Source organism: Kosakonia sp. WA-90, from assembly GCF_039871955.1.
Lineage (GTDB): Bacteria > Pseudomonadota > Gammaproteobacteria > Enterobacterales > Enterobacteriaceae > Kosakonia > Kosakonia oryzendophytica.
In genome coordinates, this window is record NZ_JBDPLJ010000003.1 from 212505 (window position 1) to 237988 (window position 25484).

Consider the following 25484-nt stretch of genomic DNA (forward strand, 5'->3'; position numbering starts at 1 on the left):
AGTCACCTTACTCATCGGCAAAAAGATGCAAATAATTAGCCCCTTTAAGACGAGTGGTGAAAATTTAATCTTGAAGGGAGGGTGGGGTGTGACTATTCTTAGTCCCGACGAACTTCTCGTCTCACTGGAGCGCACCCGGAAAATGAACAAACACCACTGATGAATCCATATCCTTGCGACATGCGATGGCATGTGCGGGGGCGTTTTTGATTTCATTCAGGAGTGTTTATGGCTCATTGTGCGCAGCCCTCTGCTTTTATTCTGCACCAGCTCACCTGCCAGTTTGCGACAGGCGAGACGCTTTTTGGCCCTTTCAATTTGTCGCTTGAACCTGCATTGTGCGGTCTGGTCGGCCGTAACGGATCCGGTAAAACGCAGCTATTACGTATGCTGGCGGGCCTGGAAACACCGACTTCCGGGCATATCGAGTGCGTGGGTTCACGGGCATACGTTGCTCAACAACATGCGATCTCTGCGACTACCACGCTTGCGGATCTGCTCGGTTATGGCGAGGTTTTTGCCGCCCGTCTGCGGGTGGAACGCGGTGAGTATCGACCTGACGACCTCGAAAGTCTGGATGGCTTTTGGGATCTCCAGGAGCGCCTGACAGCCGCATTTGCTGAAGCCAGCCTGCCTGCGTTTGAACCCGGTCGCTATGCCATCACGCTAAGCGGTGGCGAGCGTATGCGTGCGTTACTCTGCGGTGCGTTGATGGCGGATGCCGATTATCTGCTGCTTGATGAACCGACCAATCATCTCGACAGAGCCGGACGTGAGTGGTTTTACGCCTGTTTATCCCGGCGGCGTGGCGGCGCGTTGGTTGCCACTCATGATCGGGAACTGCTGGCACTGATGTCCCGTATTCTGGAGTTATCGCCAGCGGCAGGGTTGCGCAGCTATGGCGGAAATTATGCGGATTACCAACGCCAGCGGGAGAGCGAGCAGCAAGCTGCCCAGGCCTTGTTGGAACATGCTGTCACTGAGCGTCGGCGTACCCGCAGCCGATTACAACGTGAGCATGATGCCAGCCAACGTCGTTCGGCACAGACCTTACGTACGGTAGACACGCTGAATATTGCGTCGTTTGAGCGGGTAAAATACAAGAACGCAGCGAAAGAGCGTCCCGGCAGTTGGCGTAAACAGCATCGTGAACAAAACGATACGCTCAATATCGCTGTTAACCAGGCGCGCGAGCGGGTGATGGAAGAGGCGCCGGTGCTGTTCACTCTACCTGGCAATCGTCTCGCGGAGGGGAAACAGGTGTTGGTGATGGAAGATCTGGTATTGCCATATGCTGAACTTCCCCCGCTGAACTGGCGTATGGATGGGCCGATGCGTGTTGCCGTCCGCGGGCCAAATGGTTGTGGCAAATCAACCCTGTTAAAACTGATTCTGGGCGAACTGGCCCCGCTGTCTGGCAAATGTCATCTTTCGGTCGTTCCCGCTTACCTTGACCAACATTTGTCGCAGTTGGATCTCACACTGTCGGTCATAGCTCACTTGCGTCTTGATGACACCCCGCTGGATGAGGGGGCGTTGCGTACCCGTCTGGCGCAGCTTCAGCTTGGTGCGGATAAAGTGACGCTGCCTCTGGCGGCGCTCAGTGGTGGGGAGCGTTTGAAAGCGGCGCTGGCCTGCGTGTTGTGGCGCCGTGAAGCAACGCAGCTATTACTGCTGGATGAACCGACAAACCATCTCGATTTGACCTCCACGCAGGCGATTGAAGCTGCACTGGCGGCCTTTCCCGGCGCGATGCTGGTGGTATCGCATGATGAGGCGTTTCTTCAGGGATTAAAGCTTACGCATTCATTAACGTGGCGAGAAAGAGGGTGGTATTGCGAAGGCGATTGAGGTGGACGTAAACCCCCGACCTGGCGGGGGTTATATCTTCCTGAAATCATTCAATTAATTGTTTGCTTAGTGTTGGATTTGCATGAATCAGACGCATCAATTTCATTTCGGTGGCGGTGGGTTTTACACGTCGTGATTCCCACTCCTGAACCATGGCCACACTGACTCCCATTGCACGTGCGAAATCATCAATTTTCAACCCGGTTCCCCGGCGTAATTGTTCAAACTCGTTAAAGGAATTCGGCTTTTGGCTCAGGATAACCGCCTGCGTTATCTCTTTTTTGAAAACAATCTGTTCCAGACTACTTAGCAGTTCAACCATAGGATCTTTATATTCCATTGAGAACTCCTCTTAAAATCACACAGCGGGATCGTGATACATCTCACTAAGGATAGTCGGGAAAAGTCCTGGTGTGTGGTGGTCGCAGTGATTTATCGTGCGGTAAACGCGTTTTAATGCGCATGAAATGCATCTTCAGGCGCTTTCTTCCGCTTAATTGCTTGATTCCTCAAATGCTGAATGCAGATAGACTTTTTTTGTAAATCGTCAGCGAAAAGTGGCATGAAGACGATTGCGTGACAAAGCGCAGGTAAACCTCCTGCCGGTGGCTTTTTTCCGCCCAGGAATGTAAGGAAGGGGTATCTTGCAACGCTGACCTGGACTATCCTTGTAAGCCACTGGCACACGGGTGCCGATGTGCGCTTTTTTGGGTGAAAGGAGTAATGAAATGGCGACAGGAAAGTCCTGCTCTCGCTGGTTTGCGCCTCTTGCGGCGTTATTAATGGTAGTTAGCCTGAGTGGGTGTTTCGACAAAGAAGGCGATCAGCGCAAGGCGTTTATCGATTTCCTGCAAAATACCGCGATGCGGAGCAGCGAACGTCTGCCAGCCCTGACGGCGGATCAGAAAAAACAGTTTGGCCCGTTTGTGTCCGATTATGCGGTCATTTACGGTTATTCCCAGCAGGTCAATCAGGCGATGGATTCAGGTCTGCGCCCGGTAGTGGACAGCGTTAACGCGATTCGCGTACCGCAGGATTATATGACGCAGCGCGAGCCGCTCCGTCAGGCCAATGGTTCTCTCGGCGTGCTGAGCCAGCAACTGCAAAACGCAAAAATGCAGGCGGATGCGTCACATGCGGCGTTGAAACAGGCCGACGATCTGAAGCCGGTTTACGATCAGGTGTTTACCAAGGTGGTCACCAACCCCGCTAACGCGCTGCAACCGCTGATCCCGGCGGCGCAAATCTTCACGCAGCAACTGGTGCAGGTGGGGGATTTTATTGCCCAGCAGAATAACCAGGTGAGCTTTGTCGCCAATGGTATTCAGTTCCCGACCTCTCAGCAGGCCAGCCAGTACAATGCGCTGATTGGCCCTCTGGCGGCGCAGCATCAGGCCTTTACTCAGGCCTGGACCGCGGCCGTAAATGCCACCCAGCAGTAAGCCGGGCGGGCAAAAAAAAGAGGCGCTATGGCGCCTCTTTTTTATGGTGCATCCGGCAGGGGGTTAGCGTGCCGCCTGTGGGTTAACGCAGTTTTTTTCTACCTTGCCATTCAGCGCATCAATCAGGTTATCCACCGCGCAGGCCGCCATATTGTAGCGTGTCTCATGGGTTGCCGAACCAATGTGCGGCAGTGCCACCACATTTGGCAGCGACAGTAACGGCGAGTCTATTGGCAACGGCTCTTTTTCGAAAACGTCCAGACCAGCGGCCAGGATCTCGCCGTTACGCAATGCTTCCACCAGTGCCGTTTCATCAACGACCGGCCCACGGCCTGCGTTAATGAAAATGGCGGATTTTTTCATTATCGCGAACTGCTTCTCGCCAATCAGGTGATGTGTTTCTTCTGTGAGCGGCAGCACCACGCAGACAAAGTCGGACTCTTTCAGCACGGTTTCCAGGTCGCCATAGCGCGCCTGAAAGCGTTCTTCCGCTTCCGTATGATGGCGGCGGGCATTATAGAGAATCGGCATACCGAAGCCGAAATGTGCGCGCTGCGCCAACGCCAGGCCAATACGGCCCATCCCGATAATCCCCAGGGTTTTGTGGTGCACATCCACGCCAAACCAGTCAGGACCAATGCTGGAGGTCCACTCGCCCACTTTCACGCGTTCAGCGACTTCCACCACCCGACGGGCGCTGCTCAGTACCAGCGCCATCAGGGTGTCGGCAACGGTTTCCGTCAGTACGGTGGGTGTGTGCATTAGCACGATATTACGTGCGTTCAGCGCATCCACATCAAAGTTGTCATAGCCCACGGAAATGGTCGATGTTGCCCGCAGTTGCGGCATCTTCTCCAGCAGCGCCTGGTCCACTTTTTCACTGGAACCCAGCAGGCCTTGCGCACTGGCGAACGCGTCGGCGAACTGCGCGACAGTTTCTGGCTTCAGATCCGGCACACGCGTGACGGAAAAGTGCGTTTCCAGGCGTTGTTGCAGAACATCGGGCAAGGCTTTGTACAGGATGATGGACGGCTTCATGCGGTTCTCCCTTGTGATGATGCGCCTGCCTGAATCACGGTATTGTTAGCAGGCTTAACAATTAAAGTAAGCCACACAGAGGCAAAAAGCGCTACCCCCATGAAAATGTACGAAGCAGCCGGACTGCCTGTGGCTCCATTCAGATAACCCACGAACCACGAGCCGCAGAAGGAGCCCAGCGCCCCCATGCTGTTGATGAGCGCCATCGCTCCACCGGCGACATTGCGCGGCAGCATCTCCGGAATAATGGCGAAGAAGGGCCCGTAAGGGGCATACATTGCCGCCCCGGCGACAACCAACAGGGTGTAGGAGATCCAGAAATGGTTGGCTCCGACCGCCCAGGAGCCAATAAAGGCAAACGCGGCAATCAGCAGCAATGGCCAGACGAACAGTTTACGGTTTTGCAGCTTGTCTGATGCCCATGATGCAAGGATCATCGCCAGCGTCGCCGCCAGATAAGGCACCGCAGAGAGCCAGCCCACTTCGACCATGCCAAGGTTTTCACCGCCGCTACGAATAATCGAGGGCAGCCACAGCACAAAACCGTATACGCCGATGCTCCAGGCAAAATATTGCAGGCACAGCAGCACTACATTGCGGGAACGGAATGCTTCACCGTAGTTGCGAACGGCTTTAATACCTTGCTGTTCTTTATCAAGCTGTGCCTGAAGCGCGGCTTTTTCATCCCCGGAAAGCCAGGTGGCCTGCGCAGGTTTATCTTTCACCAGCACCCACCAGCAAAAGGCCCAGATCACCGCCGGAATGCCTTCAATAATAAACATTTCGCGCCAGCCAAAAGACTGGATCAGATAGCCGGAAACCACCGACATCCACAGTACAGTCACCGGGTTACCGAGGATCAGGAACGTATTGGCGCGTGAGCGCTCCGATTTGGTAAACCAGTTGCTGATATAAATCAGCATCGCCGGCATCACCGCCGCTTCTACCACGCCAAGAATAAAGCGGATGGCGGCCAGCATCGGGATATTGCTTACCATCCCGGTGAGCGAGGCGCAGCCCCCCCATAAAATCAGGCAGATAAAAATCAATTTGCGTACGCTGCGGCGTTCTGCGTAAACCGCACCGGGGATCTGGAAAAAGAAATAGCCAAGGAAAAAGAGGGCGCCGAGTAGTGAAGAGACGCCTTTGGTGATACCCAAATCGTCATTGATCCCGGCGGCAGAGGCGAAGCTGAAGTTCGCCCGATCGAGATAGGCCAGACTGTAGGTAATAAACACAATCGGCATGATGTACAGCCAGCGTTTTGAAGCATTAGTCGCATTATTCATAATATTGCCTCTGGAGTGGAGGTTGTTTGCCGTCTGTATGTAGGGTACAGCGCGGTAGTGAGTTGCGATAAAACGGGCGCTAACGTTATAACGCCCCGAGTTGTTCACGCGTTGGCAATCCCTCGCTGTCTCCCGGCACCTGTATTGCTAGTGCGCCAATAGCATTACCCCGACGCACGGCGTCAGGCAGGGATTTGCCTTCCAGCAGGGCGCTGATCACGCCCACGGCGAAGCCATCTCCGGCACCGACGGTGTCCACCACGTTTTCCACTTTTACCGGCGCGACCGCTCCCTGTTCGCCGCTGGCCGTTTTAAACCACGCGCCATCCGCCCCGGTCTTGATCACCACTGCCTTCACGCCGTGTTGCAGGTAGAAATCAGCGATACCTTCAGGGGTACGCTGGCCGGTGAGAACGATGCCCTCTTTGAGCCCCGGCAGCACCCAGTCGGCCTGAAAAGCGAGATGGTTCAGCTTCGTTACCATTTCCGCCTCGCTACGCCATAACACCGGGCGCAGATTAGGATCAAACGAGATGCTCTTACCCTGCGCTTTCATGCTCCGCGCGGCATGGTCCAGTAATGCATAAGAGGTGGTCGACAATGCCGCCGCTACCCCGCTCAGATGCAGATGACGTGCCTGGTGAAAGGCAGCGGCATTAAAATCTTCTGGCGACAGGTAACTGGCGGCGGAACCTTTACGGAAATACTCTACGATGGGATCGGTTCCATCTTCAGCTTTCGATTTCAACTGGAAACCCGTTGCGTAGCGCCCGTCGAGGGTCACACCGGTACTATCGATTCCCTCTTTACGCAATGTGTTGAGAATAAAATGGCCAAAGCTGTCATCGCCAACACGGCTGACCCAACTCACTTTTAACCCAAGCCGTGCCAGCCCGGTTGCGACATTCAGTTCCGCGCCGGCCGCGCGTTTAATAAACTGCGTCGCATCAGCAAGCGTGCCGGTTTCGGTGGCGACAAACATCGCCATCGCTTCACCGACAGTGATCACATCCAACGGGTTATGCATGGCGTGGCTCCTCACGTAATAAGTTGACGTAATAACGGGTGACCTCGATCGGGGAATCCCCGATAAGCGGGAATTCAATACCGCGTGGCGCATCGGCGGGTAAGGCATTAAGCAGGGCTAACCAGCGAGGGTCGGCCTGGTCCGGCGGCACCGCGCGAAAACGTTCGCCATCGGCGACGGCGGCTTTGACATGGATATAGCTGACGGCGGGAGCAAGCTGGCGGGCGGCCTGTTCAGGCGCATCTCCTGCCCATAACCAGTTGCCGGTATCAAAGGTCAGCGTGACCGGCAAAGCTTGGGCCTGGCAGGCTGCCTGAAAACGTTGCATCGCCGCCAGTGTGCCGCATGCTGTTTGATCGTTTTCCACCACCAGCGCAACCCCACTGCTCGCCAGCCAGTCGCCCAACGTTGCCAGCACGGCACTGTCCTGAAAATGACCAAGCGAGACTTTCAGCCACAGCGCGTTGAGCAAGCGTGTTTCTTCCAGCAGCGCGGGTAAACAGGGATTGAGCGCCCCATCTGCCAGGCACAGCGGCTCGGGAGCAGAATAACAGGCCAGCAGATTGTTGACTTCGACGGCGAACGCCAGCGAAGGCAGATGCGCCAGTTCCTCGTCGCTCAGCAGTTCACGGCGGATTTCCACGCCGTCGGCACCCGCATTGGCAATGATCGGCAGGACGGCAATCTGCCCACCCTGCGCGTGAAGGTAGTCATGGCCGTAGGCGGTGGTGACGACGATAATTTTTCTTGGCATAGTCCGGCTCCAGGCATCGACATTGCGTTCATCTGCCTTTAACGCTAGATGGAACCGGTTCCAAAGAAAAGATCACAATGGTGAAATTATGATCGCCATCACGAAGGTTATTAGCGGGATGTGGAGCCGCGAACGATCAGTTCACCGGAGAAAACCTGTTCGCGCACCGTGTCGCTGTGGCCTTCAATACGGCGAACCACCTGCTCTACGGCAGCATAACCGATTTGCCAGGTTGGCTGTTTGAGAGTGGTGATACCCACTCCTGCCAGCTCGGCCCACTCCAGTTCATCAAAACCGAGCAAACCGATATCGCTGCCCCAGTTCAGACCAATGCGCTTCAACGAGCGGGCAACCTGCAGGGTAAGCGCGCCGTTGGCGGAGATGATCGCTTTACGCATTCCCCGGTGGCTGGCATGAAACTGGCGCAGAGTATTGTCCATTTGCGCGGCTTCATGCAGCGGTGTTTCGGCGTTTTCCGCCACCATACCTGGGTAGCGGGCGAGGGTGGTGTGAAAGGCGCTCAGCCGCTCGCGGCGGGTATTCACCGTGCCCAGCGGTTCGCTCAGAAACAGCAACGCTTCAAAACCCTGTTCAATGAGATGTTCGGTCGCGGTGGTGGCGGCTTGCGTGTTATCCAGCCCGACAACATCGCAGGCAAAGTCAGGGATTTTGCGATCGATTAACACCATTGGCAGCGACGATTGTTGCAGGCGATTCAGCCCCTCTTCACGCATCCCCACCGCGTTGACCACAATACCTTCCACCTGGTAACTGCGCAGAAGATCGAGATAGTGCAGTTCCTGATCCACTTCGTTGTTGGTGTTACACACCAGCGGGGTGAACCCCTTTTCACGGCACGCCGCTTCGATGCCGCTTAACACATGCACGGAATAGGGATTGGTGATATCGGCGATGATCAGACCGATAAGGCGCGTGCGCCCGCGTTTCAGTCCGCGCGCCATCAGGCTTGGGCGGTAATCCAATTCGGCGATCGCCTGTTCAATTCGCGCCAGCAGATTGTCGGAAAGCAGGTGTTTTTCACCGTTCAAATAGCGGGAAATACTGGTTTTGCCCGTTTTCGCTGCTTTTGCGACATCGCTGATGGTGGCGCGCGTCGTTTTCGCCATGATTGCTTCCTTCGTCATGAACGTGAATATGTGCCCACACCTTAGCGCGAAATGGCGGGCAATCAAGCACTAAGATAAGCTCTGCACGTTGCTTATCACCCGCAGTGAGGGCGTCATGACGTTTAATTCTTTGCTATCTCGCCGCCGCCGTGGATGATAGAACGCAAAGAAGGATACATTCAAAGCGGCGAACAACCGCCGCCACCTGCAAGCTATTCAGGAGCGCGCTTTGGCAAACCCTGCTATCAAAACGATTCTAACGGCAGCCCACTGGGGGCCTATGCTGGTCGACACTGACGGCGAAAAGGTCCTCGCGTCCCGTGGCGCACTGCCAACCCGTCACCCCAACTCACTGCAAACCGTGGTGCAGGATCAGGTACATAGCGAAACGCGTGTGCGCTATCCAATGGTGCGGAAAGGTTTTCTGGCCTCGCCCTCAAACCCGCAGGGTGTCCGTGGGCAGGATGAGTTTGTACGCGTGAGTTGGGATGAGGCGCTGGAGCTGATTCACCGACAGCATAAACGTATTCGCGACACGTACGGGCCGGCGTCCATCTTTGCCGGTTCCTACGGCTGGCGCTCGAACGGTGTGCTGCACAAAGCGGCGACGTTGTTACAGCGGTATATGAGTCTGGCAGGTGGCTACACCGGGCATCTTGGGGATTATTCCACCGGGGCCGCGCAGGCGATTATGCCGTACGTCGTCGGCAGCAACGAAGTGTACCAGCAGCAGACCAGCTGGCCGTTGATCCTTGAACACAGCGATGTGGTGGTGCTGTGGAGCGCTAACCCGCTCAATACGTTGAAGATTGCCTGGAACGCCACCGATGAGCAGGGCATCCCTTACTTTGACGCGCTGCGCAAAAGCGGCAAGCGGGTCATCTGCATCGATCCGATGCGCTCGGAAACCGTCGACTTCTTCGGTGAGAGTATTGAGTGGATTGCCCCGCACATGGGCACGGACGTGGCCTTAATGCTCGGTATCGCCCATACGCTGGTGGAGAATGGCTGGCAGGATGACGACTTTCTCTCCCGTTGTACCGTCGGTTACGACACGTTCGCCACTTACCTGACCGGTGAGCGCGATGGCGTGGCAAAAACTGCTGAATGGGCAGCAAGTATTTGCGGCATAGAGGCGGCTAAAATCCGCGAACTGGCCACTATTTTCCACGAAAATACCACGATGCTGATGTCGGGGTGGGGGATGCAGCGCCAGCAGTTTGGCGAGCAAAAACACTGGATGCTGGTCACCCTCGCTGCCATGCTCGGGCAGATTGGCACCCCTGGCGGGGGTTTTGGTCTCTCTTACCATTTCGCGAATGGCGGTAACCCGACGCGACGTGCAGCGGTGCTGGCATCCATGCAGGGTACGGTGAGAGACGGTGTCGATGCGGTGGATAAAATTCCCGTTGCCCGCATTATTGAGGCGCTGGAAAACCCCGGTGCGCCGTACCAGCACAACGGGATGGATCGCCACTTTCCGGATATCCGCTTTGTCTGGTGGGCAGGCGGCGCTAACTTTACCCACCATCAGGATACCAACCGGCTCATCCGCGCCTGGCAGAAGCCAGAGTTGGTGGTCATTTCCGAATGCTTCTGGACGGCGGCGGCGAAGCACGCCGATATCGTGTTGCCCGCTACCACCTCGTTTGAACGCAACGATCTGACCATGACCGGCGATTACAGCAACCAGCACCTGGTGCCGATGAAACAGGTCGTCGCGCCGCAGTATGAAGCGCGGGATGATTGGTCGGTGTTTGCTGAGTTGAGCGAGCGTTGGGAAGCCGGCGGCCGCGAGCGTTTTACGGAAGGGAAAAGCGAACTGCAATGGCTGGAGACGTTTTATAACATCGCTGCACAGCGCGGAGCCAGCCAGCACGTGACGCTGCCGCCATTTGATGCATTCTGGCAAGCCAATCAGTTGATTGAGATGCCGGAGAGTGAGCAGAACGCGCGCTTCGTGCGCTTTGGCGATTTCCGCCGCGACCCGCAAGCGAATCCGCTGAAAACGCCGAGTGGGAAAATCGAAATCTTCTCGCAACGTATCCAAAGCTTTGGTTATGCGGATTGCCCGCCGCATCCGATGTGGCTGGAGCCGGACGAATGGCACGGTAACGCCAAACCGCAGCAGTTGCAGGTGTTATCTGCGCATCCGGCGCATCGCCTGCACAGTCAGCTCAACTTTAGCCGCTTGCGTGAGGAATATGCCGTCGCAGGCCGCGAACCGGTGACCATGCATCCACAGGATGCCCGGGCGCGGGGCATTGCGGCGGGCGATGTGGTGCGTGTGTGGAATGGGCGCGGCCAGGTGTTGGCCGGTGCCGTGGTGACTGAAGGCATTAAGCCTGGCGTTATCTGCATTCATGAAGGTGCATGGCCGGATCTCGATCCGGCGGCGGGGGGCATCTGTAAAAACGGTGCGGTGAACGTGCTGACCAAAGATTTGCCCAGCTCGCGTCTGGGCAACGGTTGCGCGGGTAATACGGCGCTGGCATGGGTAGAGAAATACCAGGGCCCGCCGCTTACGCTGACGGCGTTTGATCCGCCTGCCAGTTCATGATCCACGTCGGGTGGTGTGTTTCTTCCTGCCATGCGCTGTCTTCAATACGAAAACCCTGCGCATGGTAGAAGTTCACCGCCCGTTCGTTTTTCTGATACACCTCAAGGCTTAGCCAGGGAAAGCGCTGTTTGGCATGATCCATCAGCGCCTTACCAATTCCCTGGCCTATGGCGGTAGGGCGCACGAACAGCGCGCCAATAAACTGCGCATCCATAACGCTGATAAACCCTTCCAGTGTCCCGTTTTTTTCCCATACCCAGGTTTTCGCCGACGGAAGGTAAGCGTCGCGCACCAGCGCTTCGCTCTCGTACCAGTAGCGCACCTCAATAAACGGATGCGCATAGATAGTGCTTTCCAGCCATAAGTTCAGCAGCGGTGACAGATCCTGACTACGCCACGCGCGGATCATGCTGTCCCCCGGGGTGGCAGAGGCAGCCGGTAATATGATCGTTAACCAGACCGCAGGCTTGCATAAAGGAGTAACAGATGGTGGTGCCGACGAATTTGAAGCCGCGTTTTTTTAGCGCCTTTGATAATGCATCTGACGCAGGTGTTGACGTTGGGATTTCACTCAGTGCGGCAGCGCTTGTGATTTGCGGTGTGTGGTCGACGAAGCCCCAGACAAAATCTGAAAATGATTCGCCGTTTTGCGCCATCGACAGGTAGGCGCGGGCGTTGCCAATGATCGCTTCAATCTTGCCGCGATGGCGAATAATTCCGGCATTTTGCAGCAGATGTTCCACATCCTCAGCCGTCATTGCTGCCACACGTTCAGGGTCGAACTGATGGAACGCGTTGCGGTAATTTTCGCGTTTTTTCAATACGGTGATCCACGACAACCCGGCCTGTTGCCCTTCCAGGCAGATCATTTCAAACAATTTTTTGCCGTCCTTTTCCGCAACTCCCCACTCCGTATCGTGGTAAGCAAGATAGAGCGGATCCTGAGTGACCCAACCACAACGTTGCATAGTGTTACTCCGTTCGCGATATATTCAAATAATCGTCAGCCTGTCTTGACGAGTGTGTTAAAAAGGCAATAGTTAAATAAGGGTTATAGACCCGCCAAAAACGATAACTATTACGCCGGATCCGGCTCTTTTTCTGGAGTCGCATATTGATGAGAATAACCAATAGTGGCCTCTCGCTTGCACTGGTGCCTGTCTGTCTCTTTTTTTGCCAGGCGGCAATAGCCTGGCAGCAAGAATATTCTGTTACCGGGCATCAGAGTACGCCGCCTGAACGCTATATCTGGGATAGCGAACGCCAGCCGCGCTACAACGACATTCTGGAAGAGCGTATCCGCTCCACGCAGAATTCGCCGGGCATTGCTTTTAACCTGCCAGATGACACACCGCTGGATGCCACTAATACCATGAGTGTGGGGCTGAATTTCCCGCTGGCGCGTGATGTGACAACGGGGCCGGTAGCGGTGTGGCATTACGATGGTTCAATGACTTCAATGTATAACGAATTCGGCGACAGCGCGACCACCATGCAGTACAGCGATCCGCTGTGGCATGCCAGCGTCAGCTCTCTGGGATGGCGCCTGGATAGCCGCTTCGGCGATCTGCGCCCCTGGGCGCAAGTTAGCTATAACCAGCAAGTTGGCGAAAACGTCTGGAAGAGTCAGTCCGGCGTTTCCCGTCTCACTCCCGCTAATCAGTACGGCAACTGGCTGGATGTCTCCCTCGGGGCAGATATGCTGCTGAGCAGACACCTGGCTGCCTATGCGTCGATGTCGCAGTCAGAAAATGAGACCCTCGGGCTGAATTACCTTTATAGCATGGGTGTAAGTGCGCGTTTTTAAGTGTATTTAAAACAAATATTTTACACTTGAGAAACAATAACGGCGCGTGTTCTGTCGATAGTATGCACTAACTCACATAAGCAAATGGCGACGGTGAATTTTCACTGTGCCGTTCATTCCCGTACAGATGCATTTCATTCCCTCCTTACTGCATTTCATGCCTTTTTCACCCTGGCATGAAATGCGCTTCGTTATGGTTGTCTGCAGTGAATTCTTTTTTACTTTCTGCAGGACGACTGCCATGAATACTTCAACTGTTAATCGCACGCGCTGGCTGACGCTGGTCGGCACTATCATTACGCAATTTGCGTTAGGGTCTGTTTATACCTGGAGTCTGTTCAATAGTTCGCTGGCGGAAAAGCTGGATCAGCCGGTAAGCCAGGTGGCTTTCTCCTTTGGTTTGCTGAGCCTGGGTCTGGCGCTCTCGTCGTCTGTGGCCGGTAAATTACAGGAACGTTTTGGTGTAAAACGCGTCACGATGGCCTCCGGGATCCTGCTTGGTATGGGTTTCTTTCTGACAGCACACTCCCATAGCCTGCTGATGTTGTGGCTCAGCGCAGGCGTGCTGGTCGGGTTGGCGGACGGCGCAGGTTATCTGTTAACCCTCTCCAACTGTGTTAAATGGTTCCCGGAACGCAAAGGGCTGATTTCGGCCTTTTCCATTGGCTCTTATGGTCTTGGCAGTCTGGGATTCAAATTTATCGACAGCCACCTGCTTGCCACCGTTGGTCTGGAAAACACCTTTATGATCTGGGGGGCGATGGTGCTGGTAATGATTGTGTTCGGTGCCACCTTGATGACCGATGCTCCACTGCAGAAAACCGCCTCCGTCAACGGTGTTGTGGAAAATGACTTCACGCTGGCGCAGTCAATGCGTAAACCGCAGTACTGGATGCTGGCGGTGATGTTCCTGACCGCCTGCATGAGCGGCCTGTATGTGATTGGTGTGGCGAAAGATATTGCGCAGGGCATGGTGCATCTGGATGTGGCGACAGCTGCTAATGCGGTGACGGTGATTGCCATTGCCAACCTGAGCGGCCGCCTGGTACTGGGGATCCTGTCTGACAAGATGGCACGTATCCGCGTGATCACCCTCGGCCAGGTGATTTCGCTGGTGGGAATGGCGGCACTGCTGTTCGCACCGTTGAATGCCACAACGTTCTTCGCCGCTATTGCCTGTGTTGCGTTTAACTTTGGCGGCACCATCACCGTATTCCCGTCACTGGTGAGCGAGTTCTTCGGCCTGAACAACCTGGCGAAAAACTACGGGGTGATTTATCTGGGCTTTGGTATTGGCAGTATTTGCGGTTCGATTATCGCCTCGCTGTTTGGCGGCTTTTATGTCACTTTTTGCGTTATCTTTGCCCTGCTGATTGTGTCGTTGGCGCTGTCGAGCACCATTCGTCAACCGCAACGCCGCCTCTATAAAGAAGCCCATGCCTGAATCGTCTTCGCTGTCTGAAAACCGCCGCTGCAACGGCGGTTTTTTTGTCCCTACCGCAAATTTCCGCCAGAGCGACTATCCTTACTTGTCAGGTTCTTCCAACAGAAGGAGTCTTACATGTCTTTAGAAAAAGTAGTTTACCGTGCGAAAGCCAAAGCAACCGGAGGCCGTGATGGTCGCGCGGTCTCTTCTGATGGTGTGCTGGATGTGAAACTGGGTGTGCCGAAGGAGATGGGCGGGGCAGGCGGCGAAGTCACCAATCCGGAGCAACTCTTTGCTGCGGGCTACTCTGCCTGTTTTCTTGGCGCACTGAAACACGTTGCCTCGGTAGAGAAAAAGAAAGTACCGCAGGAGGCATACATTGAGGGACAGGTAGGCATTGGCCCGTTGCCGACCGGCTTTGGTATCGAAGCGCAACTCGACATTCACCTGCCAGGCATGGATCATCAGGAAGCCGAAGCGCTGGTGCAAAAAGCGCACATTGTTTGCCCCTACTCCAATGCAACACGCGGTAACATTGACGTTAAGCTTAACGTTATCACCTCCTGATAACCGCTTTCAGTGACATTTTTCTGACGCCGACCTGATATTTTTGTAAATATGTGGTCGGCGAGCACTCCCGGTTGACACTTTTCCGCCCCGCTATGGTCTACTTACCGCGCTTTAGAAGTTTCCTGTGTTAACTTCCACCGCGACATATTAGCCTGCATCCGTTACTGGTCGACGTTTGTCAGGAGCGTATTCTTCCCCTTTACCAGGGTTGTTTGCATGAGTTACATCAAAACGATGACCCAGCAGAAGCTGAGCTTCTTTCTGGCGTTGTATATCGGTCTGTTTATGAATAGCGCAGTTTTTTACCGTCGGTTTGACGGTTATGCGCAAGCGTTCACCGTTTTGAAAGGACTCTCTGCGGTAGTCGAACTTGTTGGTACGGTACTGGTCACGTTTTTCTTACTGCGTGTGTTGTCGTTATTCGGCCGTCGCGCCTGGCGTGTACTGGCCTCGCTGGTCGTGTTGTTCTCCGCCAGCGCCAGCTTCTATATGACCTTCCTCAACGTGGTGATTGGCTATGGCATTATTGCCTCAGTGATGACCACCGATATCGATTTATCGAAGGAAGTGGTGGGTTGGCGGCTTATTGTCTGGGTGGTGATGGTCAGCGCGCTTCCGCTGCTGTTTATCTGGAGCAACCGCTGCCGTTATACCTTACTGCGCCAGTTGCACACTCCGGGGCAGCGCCTTCGCAGCGTCACGGTGGTGGTGCTGGCGGGGTTAATGGTCTGGGGACCGATTCGCCTGCTCGATATGCAGCAAAAAGATGACGAGAAAATCTCTGGCGTCGATATGCCAAGCTATGGCGGCGTGGTGGCGAACTCCTATTTACCGTCGAACTGGCTCTCTGCACTGGGGCTCTATGCCTGGGCGCAGGTGGATGAATCCTCGGACAATAAATCGCTGATAAACCCGGCGACAAAATTTACCTACGTGGCGCCGAAGGGGATCGACGATACCTGGGTGGTGTTTATTATCGGTGAGACCACGCGCTGGGATCATATGGGCATGCTGGGCTACTCCCGTAATACCACGCCGAAACTGGCGCAGGAGAAAAATCTTGTCGCGTTTCGCGGTGAGTCTTGCGATACGGCGACAAAACTCTCGTTGCGCTGCATGTTTGTCCGTGAAGGCGGTGCGGATGATAACCCGCAACGCACGTTGAAAGAGCAAAATGTTTTTTCTGTACTCAAGCAGTTGGGATTCACCACTGATTTATATGCAATGCAAAGCGAGATGTGGTTCTACAGCAACACAATGGCAGATAACATTGCCTACCGTGAACAGATTGGCGCGGAGCCGCGCAACCGCGGCAAAAGCGTGGATGACATGTTGCTTATCGATGAGATGCAACGCTCGCTGGACAATAAGAAAAATGGTAAGCACATGATTATCTTGCATACCAAAGGGTCGCACTTTAACTACACCCAGCGTTATCCGCGCAGTTTCGCGCAGTGGACACCGGAGTGTCAGGCCTCGGGTAAATGCAGCAAAGAGGAGTTGATTAACTCGTATGATAACTCGGTGACCTATGTAGATTCGTTTATCGATACGGTGATCGATAAGCTGCGTGACCGTAAAGCGATTATCTTCTATGCCGCTGACCATGGTGAGTCTATTAACGATAAAGAGCACCTGCACGGTACGCCGCGTAAAATGGCACCACCAGAGCAGTTCCGCGTGCCGATGATGGTGTGGATGTCGGATAAGTACTTACAGGATCCGGACAAGGCGAAGATGTTTGCTCAACTGAAGCAACAGGCGGAGTACAAGACTGCGCGCCGCCACGTTGAACTGTATGACACCATTATGGGATGCCTCGGTTACACCTCGCCGAATGGCGGGATAAACGAGAACAACAACTGGTGCCATCTCCCGGCTCAGCCCGCGAAGTAAGTGCTCTGCTGGCTTTATCATCAGTCAGTACGCTTTTTTACATTAAGGGATTGACGGAGCATGTTGGGGGCAGTAAGATGCGCCCCGCATTCGGTGATTGGCGCAGCCTGGTAGCGCACTTCGTTCGGGACGAAGGGGTCGGAGGTTCGAATCCTCTATCACCGACCAAATTCAGAAAAACCCAACCGGAAGGTTGGGTTTTTTGCTTTCTGCCTCTGAAAAGAGGATGAGAACCTCCGGGGGTGGAGGTTCGACCCGAGCGTAGCGAGAGAACGTTGCTTCAGCAACGGCCCGCAGGGCGAGCCACACAGTGGCGAGTCATCCTCTATCACCGACCAAATTCAGAAAAACCCAACCGCGAGGTTGGGTTTTTTGCTTTCTGCCTTTGAAAAATTTGCCTGAGTACGGCTTCATCTTCTCTTTCCGCGCTGAACGATCCTGTCGGCAGGGTAATCTGACCTACCGATACAAACGAAACCGGACAAGGGCGTCTGAAATCGCCCTTATCCTCACTTCTCACTGCCAGCTCCCTGTTTTGTGAGATATTCCATTGTATTTTTTTATATATAGATGAATCTTTTTTCGCGTTGCTTATAGATAGAGTCAGCATATTACGCTGTGCGTTTTAACGTTCTCGGTATTAATCGCTCATATATTCAGCATTCCGTAAGAATTTTTTCATAATCTGGATGAATGTTAATCACTGGATACTTTCTGATAGCAAGGTGATTATTCTGCCATCATGGCGGTAGCACAATTTTCTCTGCTGAAAATAGAGGCTTGAAGTTTTTTTAAACTTTGTCTGCGGATTCTCACCGCCGGTGTAAATCCCGGTTACCTGTATTGACGTTTTGACATTCTGTTGACAGATTGTAGGGCATGAGGGGCATTTCAAGGAGAATCTGTACTGCAACTCAGTCAACCTTGTGAAAGGAATCCCCATCTCTCATAACGCCCTCGGGCACTACCGACCAGACCGGGTAAAAAACTAATAAAGGCCTGTCGGATATACCCATGCATGGGTAACAACACATATCACATTGGAGCAGAATCAATGAGTATTTCCTTGAAGAAGTCAGGGATGCTGAAGCTCGGTCTTAGCCTGGTGGCAATGACCGTCGCGGCCAGCGTGCAAGCAAAAACCCTGGTTTATTGTTCTGAAGGTTCGCCTGAAGGCTTCAACCCACAGCTTTTCACTTCTGGTACTACTTACGATGCCAGCTCAGTGCCGATCTATAACCGTCTGGTAGAATTTAAAACCGGCACCACTGAAGTCATTCCGGGTCTGGCTGAAAAGTGGGACGTCAGCGCCGATGGCAAAACCTACACTTTCCACCTGCGTAAAGGCGTGAAGTGGCAGAACAACAAAGATTTCAAACCGACGCGTGAATTCAACGCTGACGACGTCGTGTTCTCTTTTGATCGTCAGAAAAACGCGCAAAACCCGTACCACAAAGTCTCTGGTGGCAGCTACGAATACTTTGAAGGCATGGGGCTGCCAGACCTGATTAGCGAAGTGAAGAAAGTCGACGATCACACGGTGCAGTTCGTGCTGACGCGTCCTGAGTCGCCGTTCCTGGCTGACCTGGCAATGGACTTTGCTTCCATCCTGTCCAAAGAATACGCAGACAACATGCTGAAAGCAGGCACCCCGGAGAAAGTTGACCTCGATCCGATCGGTACCGGTCCGTTCCAACTGCTGCAGTACCAGAAAGACTCCCGCATTCTGTACAAAGCGTTTGAAGGCTTCTGGGGTACCAAGCCGAAAATTGACCGTCTGGTCTTCTCCATCACGCCTGATGCCTCTGTACGTTATGCAAAACTGCAGAAAAATGAATGCCAGGTTATGCCGTACCCGAACCCGGCTGACATTGCGCGCATGAAGGAAGACAAAAGTATCAACCTGATGGAGCAGGCGGGTCTGAACGTCGGCTACATGTCTTTCAACACCGAGAAAAAACCGTTTGATGACGTGAAAGTGCGTCAGGCGCTGACTTACGCGGTGAATAAAGAAGCGATCATCAAAGCGGTGTACCAAGGCGCGGGCGTTGCGGCGAAAAACCTGATCCCGCCGACCATGTGGGGCTATAACGACGACGTTAAAGATTACACCTACGATCCTGAGAAGGCGAAACAACTGCTGAAAGAAGCCGGTCAGGATAAAGGCTTTACCGTTGAGCTGTGGGCGATGCCGGTACAGCGTCCGTACAACCCGAACGCTCGCCGTATGGCAGAGATGATTCAGGCTGACTGGGCGAAAGTCGGCGTGCAGGCCAAGATCGTCACTTACGAGTGGGGTGAATACCTGAAGCGTGCGAAAGCAGGCGAACACCAGGCGGTGATGATGGGCTGGACCGGCGACAACGGGGATCCGGATAACTTCTTCGCCACCCTGTTTAGCTGCGCTGCGGCAAAAGATGGCTCCAACTACTCCCGCTGGTGCTATAAACCGTTTGAAGATCTGATTCAACCGGCGCGTGCCACCGACGACCACAACAAGCGTATTGAACTTTACAAACAGGCGCAGGTAGTGATGCATGACCAGGCTCCGGCGCTGATCGTGGCACACTCCACCGTTTACGAGCCAGTGCGTAAAGAAGTCAAAGGCTACGTGGTTGACCCATTAGGCAAACACCACTTCGAAAACGTGTCTGTCGAATAAAAAGCACGAAGCTTTACCCCCTCTTCCCTCCGGGGAGAGGGGGTAAGCGTATTTCCTGCTTGCAGGGAATTTACATTTGTGAGCAATACAGATGCATCGTCGCCAGGCGCTGCGTCACTACTGAGAATCCGGGTTATGTTGCAGTTCATTCTCCGACGTTTGGGGCTGGTTATCCCCACGTTTATCGGTATCACCCTTCTCACCTTTGCCTTTGTCCATATGATCCCCGGCGATCCGGTGATGATCATGGCAGGTGAGCGTGGTATCTCTCCTGAGCGTCACGCCCAGTTGCTGGCCGAGCTTGGGCTCGACAAGCCGCTCTGGGAACAGTACGTCCATTATGTATGGGGCGTACTGCATGGTGATTTAGGTCTCTCTCTCAAGAGCCGTCTTCCGGTGTGGGACGAGTTCGTGCCGCGTTTTAAAGCGACGCTTGAACTCGGTATCTGCGCCATGATTTTTGCCGTTGCCGTAGGTATTCCGGTCGGCGTTATGGCTGCCGTGAAGCGCGGTTCCATTTTCGATCACACCGCAGTGAGCCTCGCGCTGACCGGTTATTCGATGCCAATCTTCTGGTGGGGCATGATGCTTATCATGCTGGTATCCGTGCAACTCAACCTGACGCCGGTCTCCGGGCGTGTCAGCGATATGGTGTTCCTCGACGACAGTAACCCTCTCACCGGGTTTATGCTGATCGATACCGCCATCTGGGGGGAAGAGGGGAACTTTATTGACGCCCTCGCGCATATGATCCTGCCGGCCATTGTGCTCGGTACGATTCCACTGGCGGTGATTGTGCGTATGACGCGCTCCTCAATGCTGGAAGTGCTGGGTGAAGATTATATTCGTACCGCGCGTGCAAAAGGGCTGACCCGTATGCGCGTGATTATTGTTCATGCCCTGCGTAATGCGATGTTGCCGGTGGTGACGGTTATTGGTCTGCAAGTCGGCACGTTGCTGGCGGGCGCTATTCTGACCGAAACCATCTTTTCCTGGCCGGGCCTTGGCCGCTGGCTGATTGATGCGCTGCAACGCCGCGACTATCCGGTTGTTCAGGGTGGGGTATTACTGGTCGCGACGATGATCATCCTCGTCAACCTGCTGGTCGACCTGCTCTACGGCGTGGTGAACCCGCGTATCCGGCATAAGAAGTAAGGGGCCATCATGTCACAAGTCACTGAAAATAAAATTGTAACCGCACCGGTACCGATGACCCCGTTGCAGGAGTTCTGGCACTATTTCAAACGTAACAAAGGCGCCGTTGTAGGGCTGGTTTACGTTCTTATCATGCTGATTATCGCCGTGTTCGCCAATTACTTGGCACCGCATAACCCGGCGGATCAATTCCGTGATGCGCTGCTCGCGCCACCGGTCTGGCAGGATGGCGGCACCTGGTCGCACATTCTGGGGACGGATGATGTGGGCCGCGATACGTTGTCGCGTTTGATGTTCGGCGCGCGCCTGTCGCTGCTGGTCGGTTGTCTGGTGGTGGTGCTGTCGTTGATTGCCGGTATCATCCTTGGCCTGGTCGCAGGTTACTTTGGCGGTGTTATCGACAACGTTATCATGCGCATTGTCGACATTATGCTGGCCCTGCCGAGCTTGTTGCTGGCGCTGGTTCTGGTGGCCATTTTTGGTCCGTCGATAGTCAATGCCTCGCTGGCGCTTACTTTTGTGGCGTTGCCACATTATGTCCGACTCACCCGCGCCGCCGTGCTGGTGGAGGTGAATCGCGACTATGTGACTGCCTCCCGCGTCGCCGGTGCGGGGGCGATGCGCCAGATGTTCATTAACATTTTCCCGAACTGCCTTGCGCCGCTGATTGTTCAGGCGTCGCTCGGTTTCTCTAACGCCATTCTCGATATGGCCGCCCTTGGCTTCCTTGGCATGGGTGCGCAGCCGCCAACACCGGAGTGGGGCACCATGCTCTCCGACGTGTTGCAGTTCGCACAAAGTGCCTGGTGGGTCGTGACCTTCCCGGGCGTCGCGATCTTGCTGACGGTGCTGGCATTTAACCTGATGGGTGACGGCCTGCGCGATGCGCTCGATCCCAAACTGAAGCAGTAAGAGGTTCGAGATGGCGTTATTAAATGTAGATAAATTATCGGTGCACTTCGGCGACGTGGGCTCCGAGTTCCGCGCCGTAGACCGCGTTAGCTATAGCGTAAACCAGGGCGAAGTGGTCGGCATCGTCGGCGAGTCCGGCTCCGGAAAATCCGTCAGCTCGTTGGCAATCATGGGACTGATTGACTTCCCCGGTCGCGTGATGGCCGACAAGCTGGAGTTCAACGGCCAGGATCTGAAACGCATTTCGGAAAAAGAACGCCGCAGTTTAGTGGGCTCTGAAGTGGCGATGATTTTTCAGGATCCTATGACCAGCCTGAACCCGTGCTATACGGTCGGCTTCCAGATCATGGAAGCCATCAAAGTGCACCAGGGCGGGAATAAAAAAACCCGACGTCAGCGCGCGATTGACCTGCTGACGCAGGTGGGTATTCCCGATCCAGCCTCGCGTCTGGACGTTTACCCGCACCAGCTTTCTGGAGGGATGAGTCAGCGTGTCATGATCGCGATGGCGATAGCCTGCCAGCCAAAACTGCTGATTGCCGATGAACCGACCACCGCACTGGATGTAACGATTCAGGCGCAGATCATCGAACTTTTGCTGGAGCTTCAGCAAAAAGAGAATATGGCGCTGATCCTGATTACCCACGATCTGGCGCTGGTGGCGGAAGCGGCGCACAAAATCATTGTGATGTATGCAGGCCAGGTAGTGGAAACCGGCGAAGCGCGCGATATCTTCCGTGCGCCGCGTCACCCCTATACGCAGGCGCTACTGCGCGCGCTGCCGGAGTTCGCGCAGGACAAAGCCCGTCTGGCGTCATTGCCGGGTGTGGTGCCGGGCAAATATGACCGCCCGACCGGTTGCCTGCTCAACCCGCGCTGCCCCTATGCAACGGACAAATGCCGTGAGCAAGAGCCTGAGCTGAACACCGTCGACGGCGGCCGTCAGTCTAAATGCCACTACCCACTCGATGACGCCGGGAGGCCGACACTATGAGTACGCACGAGGCCACCTCGCAACAGCCGCTGTTGCAGGCTATCGACCTGAAGAAACACTACCCGGTGAAGAAAGGGCTGTTTGCCCCGGAGCGCCTGGTCAAAGCGTTGGATGGCGTTTCATTTACGCTGGAGCGCGGTAAAACCCTCGCGGTGGTGGGCGAGTCTGGCTGTGGTAAATCCACGCTTGGTCGTCTGCTGACGATGATCGAAACCCCAACCGGGGGGGAACTCTATTATCAAGGTCAGGATCTGCTTAAGCACGATCCGCATGCGCAAAAGCTGCGCCGCCAGAAAATTCAGATCGTTTTCCAGAACCCGTATGGTTCGCTGAACCCACGTAAAAAAGTGGGGCAAATCCTCGAAGAGCCGTTGCTGATTAACACGGCTCTGAGCAAAGAAGCGCGCCGGGAAAAAGCGTTGGCGATGATGGCAAAAGTCGGCCTGAAAACCGAGCATTACGATCGCTACCCACATATGTTCTCGGGTGGGCAGCGCCAGCGTATTGCCATTGCCCGCGGCCTGATGCTCGACCCGGACGTGGTGATTGCCGATGAACCGGTCTCCGCGCTGGACGTTTCCGTGCGTGCGCAGGTACTGAACCTGATGATGGATTTGCAGCAGGACCTGGGGCTGTCTTATGTGTTTATTTCTCACGATCTGTCGGTCGTTGAGCACATTGCCGATGAAGTGATGGTGATGTACCTCGGCCGCTGCGTGGAGAAGGGCACCAAAGATCAGATATTCTCCAATCCACGCCATCCGTACACGCAGGCGCTGCTGTCGGCAACACCACGTCTGAACCCGGATGAGCGTCGCGAGCGTATTAAACTGACCGGTGAGCTGCCAAGCCCGCTGAATCCACCGCCGGGGTGCGCATTTAACGCCCGCTGCCGTCGCCGTTTTGGACCCTGCACCCAGTTGCAGCCGCAACTGAAGGACTACGGCGGTCAGCTGGTTGCCTGTTTTGCGGTTGACCAGGACGAGAACGGCGAGAAACCGCTGGCATAAACATCGCTGTAACGTACTGCCCGGTAACGTCTATTTACCGGGCTTTTTTTATCCTTTCCCCACTCTGGCGATAATCTTAAAAACTGAGTAAAATTCCGGTTTATTTTAAATATTTCCAAAAAACTGCCAAAAAAGGTAGTTTCGGAATAAGTCCAGCAGTAAGAACGAGTTAGATTAATTACGGCTTTTTTAACTGCAAATTTTTATTTCAAAATATTTCGGTAAGTAATAAAAAATTAAACCAATAGTTATTTATCGCAGTTTATTATTCTATTGATTTAATTAAAATTAATTCAGAAATATATAAATTTTATTTAAGTTGATTTATTCATCTATTGATGACGCTTTTTTATAGTCGTAAATGCTGTAATGGTAATTGTGAAAAAAAAAGATAGCACATGTATAGAGAATATTTATATATTTGCTGGAAATTAACAGTGTGTTAGCGGCGCTACAATTTCAACCGCAAAAACAGGCTGTGGATAATAGAAAACGCGTTATCACGTACCCGCGCACGACAGCACCGCGAAAATAAAAAATCATACGACTACCTATACCAGGTCACTAAGATCATGGCGGTGGTGGGTACAATATTTTTTTGTAAATCATGAGAATAACTATGAATCATTACGATGATTTGCAGAGGTTCAAGGACAAGACTCGTAACCAGAAACACGATTTCAAGGATCTCTCTGCACAGCACTTAGCACACGACCAGGGCAGTTGGACCATTATTAATCAGCTTTCTCCTGCAACCGAAACCTCCACGCTGGCAATGGGCGGTCATGTGTCCGTTCCGGTTCCTCATGCCGTTGAGCCCGATCTCTTCGCCATCAACGCCGAAGAAGAGGCTCCGCTTGCCGTTCCGGTTCTCCGTGACGTGACGCCTGTGCCGTCGGCCTCCATTTTTAAAGATGTCGCCAGCCAGCTTGATGCCGTCGCGCCCGCGTTTAACGCTGCGGCGAATCTGCCGGAGCCAGACAGATATGCGCCGGTGATGCAAATGCCAGCACCGCGAACGGTCTCTGGTGGATCGTCTTCAGAGCCCGCAAATTTTGCCCGACTCTTTGCGCCAAAAGCACCGGAAGCGGAACCGGCCATTGAAAAAAATCAGCCCTTACAATCGTTGTTAGAAAGGATCGCGTCATGCCGTTAATTTGTGTTTGTTCGCCGAAAGGCGGCGTCGGAAAAACGACGCTGACGGCTAACCTGGCGTATGCTCTTGCCCGTTCTGGCAGCAAAGTTCTGGCGCTGGACTTCGATGTGCAAAATGCGCTGCGTCTGCATTTCGGCGTGCCACTCTCTGACGGGCGCGGTTTCGTGGCGAAGGCAGCGGAATCCTCCGACTGGAGCCAGTTTGTCCTCACGGCGGGCGGCAATATTTTTGTTCTGCCGTATGGTGATGCCACTGAGGAAGAGCGTGTTGCGTTTGAAGAGCGTCTGACTCACGACGAACACTTCCTGACGCGCGGGCTGAATACGCTGCTTAATTATCCCGGTCTGATTATTGTTGCCGACTTCCCTCCCGGGCCGTCGGCGGCATTAAAAGCCATGTCGCGGCTTGCCGATGTGCATCTGGTTACGCTGCTGGCGGATACCGCATCGCTCTCCCTGCTGCCACACATTGATAATAACCGCCTGACGGGTGAAGTCCTCAACCGTAGAGCCGGTCACTATTTTGTGGTGAATCAGAGCGACAGCCGCCGCCAGATCAGCCGCGATGTGACGGCATTTATGGAGCAGCGCCTGGGCAATAAGCTGCTGGGTGTCCTGCACCGGGATGAGAGCGTTGCGGAAGCGAATGCATCGCAACAGTCCATCTTTGACTTCAGTCCGGCCTCCGCAGCGGCATTTGATATTGAACTCATTGCCAAACGCGTCGCCGGTATTTTAGGCGTCAAGATCGGCGACGGTACCGTTCACAGTAAACCTAAGATGTCTGGCTTCTAACGCTCACGGGCACC

General features: G+C 54.3%; 22 protein-coding genes, 1 tRNA gene and 1 other RNA gene. 16 read left to right on the top strand and 8 right to left on the bottom strand.

Annotated elements, in window-relative coordinates:
* Positions 1–228 precede the first annotated feature (228 nt).
* On the top strand, positions 229–1851 hold the full coding sequence (locus ABGA49_RS07495) for an ABC-F family ATP-binding cassette domain-containing protein (RefSeq protein WP_347665376.1): 1623 nt from the start codon (positions 229–231) through the stop codon (positions 1849–1851).
* Between the two features lie 46 nt (positions 1852–1897).
* Here ABGA49_RS07495 and ABGA49_RS07500 read toward each other — a convergent pair whose 3' ends face one another.
* Positions 1898–2191, bottom strand: coding sequence for an HTH-type transcriptional regulator (locus tag ABGA49_RS07500; RefSeq protein WP_061492556.1), 294 nt, complete (start codon positions 2189–2191; stop codon positions 1898–1900).
* A gap of 388 nt (positions 2192–2579) precedes the next feature.
* On the opposite strand from ABGA49_RS07500, the gene ABGA49_RS07505 reads away from it, so the two are divergent.
* The gene (locus tag ABGA49_RS07505; protein ID WP_061492557.1) at positions 2580–3293 is read left to right on the top strand and encodes a DUF3053 domain-containing protein; all 714 of its coding nucleotides are present in this window, start codon (positions 2580–2582) and stop codon (positions 3291–3293) included.
* Positions 3294–3356: 63 nt separating this feature from the next.
* On the opposite strand, the gene ghrB is transcribed toward ABGA49_RS07505, so the two are convergent.
* The 5 genes from ghrB to ABGA49_RS07530 form a co-directional block, all read right to left on the bottom strand.
* On the bottom strand, positions 3357–4331 hold the full coding sequence (gene ghrB, locus ABGA49_RS07510) for a glyoxylate/hydroxypyruvate reductase GhrB (protein ID WP_061492558.1): 975 nt from the start codon (positions 4329–4331) through the stop codon (positions 3357–3359).
* Complete coding sequence (locus tag ABGA49_RS07515) at positions 4328–5620, bottom strand: MFS transporter (protein ID WP_061492559.1); 1293 nt, start codon at positions 5618–5620, stop codon at positions 4328–4330. The genes ghrB and ABGA49_RS07515 overlap by 4 nt, the downstream gene beginning before the upstream one ends.
* Before the next feature lie 85 nt (positions 5621–5705).
* Complete coding sequence (locus tag ABGA49_RS07520) at positions 5706–6647, bottom strand: sugar kinase (RefSeq protein ID WP_347665377.1); 942 nt, start codon at positions 6645–6647, stop codon at positions 5706–5708.
* Positions 6640–7401, bottom strand: coding sequence for a sugar phosphate isomerase/epimerase (locus ABGA49_RS07525; protein WP_347665378.1), 762 nt, complete (start codon positions 7399–7401; stop codon positions 6640–6642). The genes ABGA49_RS07520 and ABGA49_RS07525 overlap by 8 nt, the downstream gene beginning before the upstream one ends.
* 110 nt (positions 7402–7511) lie before the next feature.
* The gene (locus ABGA49_RS07530) at positions 7512–8528 is read right to left on the bottom strand and encodes a LacI family DNA-binding transcriptional regulator (RefSeq protein ID WP_061492562.1); all 1017 of its coding nucleotides are present in this window, start codon (positions 8526–8528) and stop codon (positions 7512–7514) included.
* A gap of 229 nt (positions 8529–8757) precedes the next feature.
* On the opposite strand from ABGA49_RS07530, the gene ABGA49_RS07535 reads away from it, so the two are divergent.
* Entirely contained in the window at positions 8758–11088 is a 2331-nt protein-coding gene (locus ABGA49_RS07535) for a molybdopterin guanine dinucleotide-containing S/N-oxide reductase (RefSeq protein ID WP_347665379.1), read from the top strand.
* Here the strand turns inward: ABGA49_RS07535 and ABGA49_RS07540 are convergent.
* Both ABGA49_RS07540 and tag read right to left on the bottom strand, forming a co-directional pair.
* Positions 11051–11497, bottom strand: coding sequence for an N-acetyltransferase (locus tag ABGA49_RS07540; RefSeq protein ID WP_061492564.1), 447 nt, complete (start codon positions 11495–11497; stop codon positions 11051–11053). The genes ABGA49_RS07535 and ABGA49_RS07540 overlap by 38 nt on opposite strands.
* Positions 11478–12056: a DNA-3-methyladenine glycosylase I gene (gene tag, locus ABGA49_RS07545; protein WP_061492565.1), complete on the bottom strand. Its 579-nt coding sequence runs from the start codon at positions 12054–12056 to the stop codon at positions 11478–11480. The genes ABGA49_RS07540 and tag overlap by 20 nt, the downstream gene beginning before the upstream one ends.
* A gap of 149 nt (positions 12057–12205) precedes the next feature.
* Here tag and ABGA49_RS07550 point away from each other — a divergent pair, with 149 nt between their 5' ends.
* The 13 genes from ABGA49_RS07550 (at position 12206) to bcsQ (ending at position 25470) form a co-directional block, all read left to right on the top strand.
* Positions 12206–12895 (top strand): autotransporter domain-containing protein, encoded by a 690-nt coding sequence (locus tag ABGA49_RS07550; protein WP_061492566.1) that lies wholly within the window; start codon positions 12206–12208, stop codon positions 12893–12895.
* Positions 12896–13136: 241 nt separating this feature from the next.
* Positions 13137–14339 carry an MFS transporter gene (locus ABGA49_RS07555; RefSeq protein ID WP_088238377.1) on the top strand — a complete coding sequence of 401 codons (1203 nt, stop codon included), beginning with the start codon at positions 13137–13139 and terminating at the stop codon, positions 14337–14339.
* A 117-nt stretch (positions 14340–14456) separates the two neighbouring features.
* A complete protein-coding gene (locus tag ABGA49_RS07560) occupies positions 14457–14888 on the top strand; it encodes an organic hydroperoxide resistance protein (protein ID WP_061492570.1) in 432 nt (143 codons plus the stop codon).
* Between the two features lie 219 nt (positions 14889–15107).
* The gene (eptB, locus tag ABGA49_RS07565; protein ID WP_061492572.1) at positions 15108–16787 is read left to right on the top strand and encodes a kdo(2)-lipid A phosphoethanolamine 7''-transferase; all 1680 of its coding nucleotides are present in this window, start codon (positions 15108–15110) and stop codon (positions 16785–16787) included.
* Between the two features lie 91 nt (positions 16788–16878).
* Positions 16879–16955 (top strand) — tRNA-Pro (locus tag ABGA49_RS07570).
* Between the two features lie 37 nt (positions 16956–16992).
* Positions 16993–17125: non-coding RNA, RtT sRNA (locus ABGA49_RS07575), on the top strand.
* A 716-nt stretch (positions 17126–17841) separates the two neighbouring features.
* Complete coding sequence (gene dppA / locus ABGA49_RS07580) at positions 17842–19449, top strand: dipeptide ABC transporter periplasmic-binding protein DppA (protein ID WP_347665380.1); 1608 nt, start codon at positions 17842–17844, stop codon at positions 19447–19449.
* Between the two features lie 135 nt (positions 19450–19584).
* Positions 19585–20604 (top strand): dipeptide ABC transporter permease DppB, encoded by a 1020-nt coding sequence (gene dppB, locus ABGA49_RS07585; protein WP_088238290.1) that lies wholly within the window; start codon positions 19585–19587, stop codon positions 20602–20604.
* Positions 20605–20613: 9 nt separating this feature from the next.
* Positions 20614–21516 (top strand): dipeptide ABC transporter permease DppC, encoded by a 903-nt coding sequence (gene dppC / locus ABGA49_RS07590; RefSeq protein ID WP_347665381.1) that lies wholly within the window; start codon positions 20614–20616, stop codon positions 21514–21516.
* A 10-nt stretch (positions 21517–21526) separates the two neighbouring features.
* Entirely contained in the window at positions 21527–22510 is a 984-nt protein-coding gene (gene dppD / locus ABGA49_RS07595) for a dipeptide ABC transporter ATP-binding protein (RefSeq protein WP_061492579.1), read from the top strand.
* On the top strand, positions 22507–23520 hold the full coding sequence (dppF, locus tag ABGA49_RS07600) for a dipeptide ABC transporter ATP-binding subunit DppF (protein WP_061492581.1): 1014 nt from the start codon (positions 22507–22509) through the stop codon (positions 23518–23520). The genes dppD and dppF overlap by 4 nt, the downstream gene beginning before the upstream one ends.
* A 619-nt stretch (positions 23521–24139) precedes the next feature.
* The gene (bcsO, locus tag ABGA49_RS07605; RefSeq protein ID WP_061492583.1) at positions 24140–24676 is read left to right on the top strand and encodes a cellulose biosynthesis protein BcsO; all 537 of its coding nucleotides are present in this window, start codon (positions 24140–24142) and stop codon (positions 24674–24676) included.
* Positions 24667–25470: a cellulose biosynthesis protein BcsQ gene (gene bcsQ, locus ABGA49_RS07610; protein WP_061492585.1), complete on the top strand. Its 804-nt coding sequence runs from the start codon at positions 24667–24669 to the stop codon at positions 25468–25470. The genes bcsO and bcsQ overlap by 10 nt, the downstream gene beginning before the upstream one ends.
* Positions 25471–25484 lie beyond the last annotated feature (14 nt).

Excerpts from the sequence above, each read along its gene's own strand:
- ABGA49_RS07550 (WP_061492566.1), top strand. The coding sequence starts at position 12,206 with ATGAGAATAACCAATAGTGGCCTCTCGCTTGCACTGGTGCCTGTCTGT.
- ABGA49_RS07540 (WP_061492564.1), bottom strand. The coding sequence starts at position 11,497 with ATGATCCGCGCGTGGCGTAGTCAGGATCTGTCACCGCTGCTGAACTTA.
- ABGA49_RS07560 (WP_061492570.1), top strand. The coding sequence starts at position 14,457 with ATGTCTTTAGAAAAAGTAGTTTACCGTGCGAAAGCCAAAGCAACCGGA.
- ABGA49_RS07495 (WP_347665376.1), top strand. The coding sequence starts at position 229 with ATGGCTCATTGTGCGCAGCCCTCTGCTTTTATTCTGCACCAGCTCACC.
- ABGA49_RS07500 (WP_061492556.1), bottom strand. The coding sequence starts at position 2,191 with ATGGAATATAAAGATCCTATGGTTGAACTGCTAAGTAGTCTGGAACAG.
- dppD (WP_061492579.1), top strand. The coding sequence starts at position 21,527 with ATGGCGTTATTAAATGTAGATAAATTATCGGTGCACTTCGGCGACGTG.
- dppB (WP_088238290.1), top strand. The coding sequence starts at position 19,585 with ATGTTGCAGTTCATTCTCCGACGTTTGGGGCTGGTTATCCCCACGTTT.
- ABGA49_RS07520 (WP_347665377.1), bottom strand. The coding sequence starts at position 6,647 with ATGCATAACCCGTTGGATGTGATCACTGTCGGTGAAGCGATGGCGATG.
- ABGA49_RS07555 (WP_088238377.1), top strand. The coding sequence starts at position 13,137 with ATGAATACTTCAACTGTTAATCGCACGCGCTGGCTGACGCTGGTCGGC.
- ghrB (WP_061492558.1), bottom strand. The coding sequence starts at position 4,331 with ATGAAGCCGTCCATCATCCTGTACAAAGCCTTGCCCGATGTTCTGCAA.
- eptB (WP_061492572.1), top strand. The coding sequence starts at position 15,108 with ATGAGTTACATCAAAACGATGACCCAGCAGAAGCTGAGCTTCTTTCTG.
- dppC (WP_347665381.1), top strand. The coding sequence starts at position 20,614 with ATGTCACAAGTCACTGAAAATAAAATTGTAACCGCACCGGTACCGATG.
- ABGA49_RS07505 (WP_061492557.1), top strand. The coding sequence starts at position 2,580 with ATGGCGACAGGAAAGTCCTGCTCTCGCTGGTTTGCGCCTCTTGCGGCG.
- bcsQ (WP_061492585.1), top strand. The coding sequence starts at position 24,667 with ATGCCGTTAATTTGTGTTTGTTCGCCGAAAGGCGGCGTCGGAAAAACG.
- bcsO (WP_061492583.1), top strand. The coding sequence starts at position 24,140 with ATGAATCATTACGATGATTTGCAGAGGTTCAAGGACAAGACTCGTAAC.
- tag (WP_061492565.1), bottom strand. The coding sequence starts at position 12,056 with ATGCAACGTTGTGGTTGGGTCACTCAGGATCCGCTCTATCTTGCTTAC.
- ABGA49_RS07525 (WP_347665378.1), bottom strand. The coding sequence starts at position 7,401 with ATGCCAAGAAAAATTATCGTCGTCACCACCGCCTACGGCCATGACTAC.
- ABGA49_RS07515 (WP_061492559.1), bottom strand. The coding sequence starts at position 5,620 with ATGAATAATGCGACTAATGCTTCAAAACGCTGGCTGTACATCATGCCG.
- ABGA49_RS07530 (WP_061492562.1), bottom strand. The coding sequence starts at position 8,528 with ATGGCGAAAACGACGCGCGCCACCATCAGCGATGTCGCAAAAGCAGCG.
- dppA (WP_347665380.1), top strand. The coding sequence starts at position 17,842 with ATGAGTATTTCCTTGAAGAAGTCAGGGATGCTGAAGCTCGGTCTTAGC.
- dppF (WP_061492581.1), top strand. The coding sequence starts at position 22,507 with ATGAGTACGCACGAGGCCACCTCGCAACAGCCGCTGTTGCAGGCTATC.